The organism is uncultured Mucilaginibacter sp. (assembly GCF_903913935.1).
In the GTDB taxonomy this organism is placed as follows: domain Bacteria; phylum Bacteroidota; class Bacteroidia; order Sphingobacteriales; family Sphingobacteriaceae; genus Mucilaginibacter.
In genome coordinates this window covers 1-3,646 of sequence record NZ_CAIWNH010000047.1, presented here as the reverse complement: position 1 = coordinate 3,646, position 3,646 = coordinate 1, and the positions used below count along the sequence as shown (strand labels likewise).

Annotated in this window: 4 protein-coding genes and 4 tRNA genes; all 8 read right to left on the bottom strand. The window is 40.2% G+C overall.

Annotated elements, in window-relative coordinates:
- On the bottom strand, window positions 1–1,078 hold a 1,078-nt coding region (gene tuf / locus QZY09_RS01870), incomplete at its 3' end, for an elongation factor Tu (protein WP_295667455.1).
- A 73-nt stretch (window positions 1,079–1,151) separates the two neighbouring features.
- Window positions 1,152–1,223: transfer RNA gene (locus QZY09_RS01865), tRNA-Thr, on the bottom strand.
- Window positions 1,224–1,318: 95 nt separating this feature from the next.
- Window positions 1,319–1,391 (bottom strand) — tRNA-Gly (locus tag QZY09_RS01860).
- An 80-nt stretch (window positions 1,392–1,471) separates the two neighbouring features.
- A tRNA-Tyr gene (locus QZY09_RS01855) sits at window positions 1,472–1,552 on the bottom strand.
- Window positions 1,553–1,633: 81 nt separating this feature from the next.
- Window positions 1,634–1,706 (bottom strand) — tRNA-Thr (locus QZY09_RS01850).
- Window positions 1,707–1,951: 245 nt separating this feature from the next.
- Window positions 1,952–2,299, bottom strand: a complete 348-nt coding sequence (locus QZY09_RS01845; protein WP_295667454.1) for an HPF/RaiA family ribosome-associated protein — start codon at window positions 2,297–2,299, stop codon at window positions 1,952–1,954.
- A 12-nt stretch (window positions 2,300–2,311) separates the two neighbouring features.
- Entirely contained in the window at window positions 2,312–3,262 is a 951-nt protein-coding gene (locus QZY09_RS01840; RefSeq protein ID WP_367119153.1) for a tyrosine-type recombinase/integrase, read from the bottom strand.
- A 58-nt stretch (window positions 3,263–3,320) separates the two neighbouring features.
- Window positions 3,321–3,515, bottom strand: coding sequence for a 30S ribosomal protein S21 (rpsU, locus tag QZY09_RS01835; protein ID WP_096353768.1), 195 nt, complete (start codon window positions 3,513–3,515; stop codon window positions 3,321–3,323).
- Window positions 3,516–3,646: the final 131 nt, after the last annotated feature.

The following is a 3,646-nucleotide window of genomic DNA, read 5'->3' as shown; positions in this document are numbered from 1 at the left end:
TGGTAACGTTATCACCTGGCATAACCATTTCTACGCCTTCAGCTAAGGTAATTTCACCTGTAACGTCTGTTGTACGGAAATAGAATTGCGGACGGTATTTGTTGAAGAATGGTGTGTGACGACCACCTTCTGCTTTTGACAATACGTAAACTTCTGCTTTGAAATCGGTGTGCGGAGTTACTGAACCTGGTTTGCAAATAACCATACCACGACGGATATCGGTTTTTTCAATACCACGTAACAATAAACCAACGTTATCACCAGCTTCACCCCTGTCAAGGATCTTGCGGAACATTTCCACACCTGTAACAGTTGATTTTAAGTTTTCAGCACCCATACCCAGGATATCAACCTGCTCGCCAGAGTTAATTACACCACGCTCGATACGACCGGTTGCAACAGTACCACGACCAGTGATCGAGAATACGTCTTCAACAGGCATAAGGAAAGGAAGGTCAGTTAAACGGGGAGGAATTGGAATATGTGCGTCAACAGCATCCATTAGTTCCATGATCTTAGCAACCCATTGCGGATCAGCATTCAAACCACCAAGTGCAGAACCTTGAATTACAGGAATATCATCACCAGGATAATCATAGAATGATAATAATTCGCGGATTTCCATTTCAACAAGTTCTAATAATTCGGGATCATCAACCATGTCTACTTTATTCATAAACACAACCAATGAAGGCACACCAACCTGGCGGGCTAACAGAATGTGTTCACGTGTTTGAGGCATCGGACCATCAGTAGCAGCAACAACTATAATTGCACCGTCCATTTGAGCAGCACCAGTAACCATGTTTTTTACATAGTCGGCGTGTCCCGGGCAGTCAACGTGTGCGTAGTGACGTGTAGCAGTTGAATACTCAACGTGTGCTGTATTAATAGTAATACCACGCTCTTTTTCTTCAGGAGCTGAGTCGATTGAATCGAATGAACGGGCTTCTGAGAAACCTTTATCAGCCAATACTTTTGTAATTGCTGCAGTAAGGGTTGTTTTCCCGTGGTCAACGTGACCGATTGTACCGATATTTAAATGCGGCTTACTGCGGTCAAACTTTTCTTTTGCCATGATTTATATTTATTATTTGTAGGTTAATTTAAACTTTAAATTGTATTCTTTTAATGCTGTTATTATAACATTGAGCCAACAATGGGATTTGAACCCATGACCTCTTCCTTACCAAGGAAGTGCTCTACCCCTGAGCTACGTCGGCTATTTTTGCTCATTGGTCCTTTGGTTAACTTGTTCTTTGGTTTAGTTCGCCGATACTAATTAACCATTGAACTAATAAACTAATAAACCACCAAGAGCGGAAGACGAGGTTCGAACTCGCGACCTATAGCTTGGAAGGCTATCGCTCTACCAACTGAGCTACTTCCGCTTTTTATTTAGTGAATTAATGAATTGTTGAATAAGCAATAAATCACTAATTCAACAATTCACCCTTCACTAATTACTCTGTGGGGGGAGAAGGATTCGAACCTTCGTAGCCGAAGCAGCAGATTTACAGTCTGCCCCATTTGACCGCTCTGGTATCCCCCCATTGTTGATTGCGGAATGTGCAATGTCAAATTCGGAATTAAAGACTTCCGCATTCATACTTTCGCATTTCGCATTCAACAGAGCCTCCTATCGGGATCGAACCAATGACCTACTGATTACAAGTCAGTCGCTCTACCAGCTGAGCTAAGGAGGCTTAATTTATTACCCTTATTACTTCCGTTGATCATATGAATGATCTTCCGACAAGTACCGGCTAATTAATCAGGCTGTATTTTTATTTTAAAGAACCACCCGTTTAATAAGAGGAAGACTGTTGTATACCTCTCCGAAAGGGATTGCAAATTTACACATTTTTAATGCTGAACAAAATTTAATTTTAAAAAAAAATCGGCGGGTTAAAAACCCGCCGATTTTACTAAAATTTCGCTGTTTATTTATTTAAAATTCTTCCGTTTCTGTAACAAGAACAGCCTTTTTGGCCGCTGCGGCAACATCATTTTTCTTTTGTTTATACTTATCGATCTGCTTGCGCAGGCTTTCTATTGCAAGGTCGGTCGCTTCTTCAAACGTCTTACACTGCTCTTTTACGAATAGCTGGCTGCCCGGCAGCGACAGTTTAATCTCCGTTATTTTATTGGCTTCATCTTCAACATTCTCAAGCTTTAAATAAACTTCTCCGTTAATGATCTGATCATAGAAGGTATTGAGCTTATCTGTTTTCTTCTGGATAAAATCCAATAATTTTCTGTCTGCATTAAAACGAATAGATTGCACTGTAATTTTCATGATTCCTCCTTTTTATGCCTTTGGATGGGCTTGTTTGTAAATAGATTTTAACCTCTCAACTGAATTATGCGTATATATTTGGGTTGCACTGAGGTTAGCGTGGCCCAAAAGTTCTTTAATGGCGTTCAGATCAGCGCCACGGTTTAATAAGCTTGTTGCAAAGGTATGCCGCAATACATGCGGGCTTTTTTTATTTTGGGTAGATATGTAAGAAAGATATTTCTGCACAATTAAATAGATCAACTTAGCGTAAGCATTTGCTCCTTTATCTGTAACGATTAAGGTTACCGAATTGTTACCGAAAAAATCCTGCTTTTTCTTTAACTCCTGGTATTCAGCTATTAATAGTTTCAATTCGTTGTTCACCGGGATAATGCGCTCCTTGTTGCGTTTTCCCAGCACTTTTACGGTGCCTTCGTAAACATTTATATCGCTGTCCTTTATCCCCATTAATTCCGAAAGGCGCATGCCGGTACCAAAAAGCATTTCGATGACAAGTTTGTCGCGCAGGCCCTTAAAGTCGGTACCAAAAACCTCATTGTCGTCCAGCATTTGGGTAAGTTTTACGTCTTCCACAATTACGGGGAGATTTTTGGGGACCTTTGGCGTATTTATTTTGGAAGCAGGATTGTTCTCGATCACCCCTTCCTGCAGTAAAAATTTAAAGTATTTGCGCAGCGTGGCAATTTTACGGTTGATGGAACGGGCAATAATATGCTGGTTCATCAATTCAACCATCCAGTTGCGGATCTGATAATGCGTAATTTGCGAAGGATGTGTAATAACAGGCGGAGGAGGCGGAGACAGCTTTTGCGGATTATTTAAGAAGCCGGTAAACTGGTCAAGGTCTGACTGGTAAGCAGATACAGTATGTGGAGAGTACCTTTTTTCGAACTGAATATAACGGATAAAACGCTCTGTAAACATAAAAACTACTTGTACATCCGACTGATGAATGTACAAATAGTTTTGATATATTGATTAGAAAATCTGATAATTTTTTTAAGAAAATTTAAAAAAATTAAACAGTAGGTTCTAAGTTCATATTTTGTTTGTAGATAGCGTGTTTCACCACGTGGCGACGGGTTACAGACTTCTTTTCGAATGCCTGGCGGCTGCGAAGTTCTCTTAAAACTCCAGTTTTTTCAAATTTCTTTTTGAAGCGTTTCAATGCTTTGTCTAATGATTCGCCGTCTTTTACGTTGATAATGATCATAATTCCCGATATACCTCCTTTCAGGGACGGCAAATGTAGGGAAAGTTTTTGGATTATGAAAGGGGGAAAGTGAATTAGTTGATTGGGGTGAGTGGTGAGTGGTGAGTGGTGAGTGGGTAAAGATGAATTTT

Bases quoted from the DNA above. Each gene is read 5' to 3' on its own strand.
- rpsU (WP_096353768.1), bottom strand. From the start codon at position 3,515: ATGATCATTATCAACGTAAAAGACGGCGAATCATTAGACAAAGCATTG.
- QZY09_RS01845 (WP_295667454.1), bottom strand. From the start codon at position 2,299: ATGAAAATTACAGTGCAATCTATTCGTTTTAATGCAGACAGAAAATTA.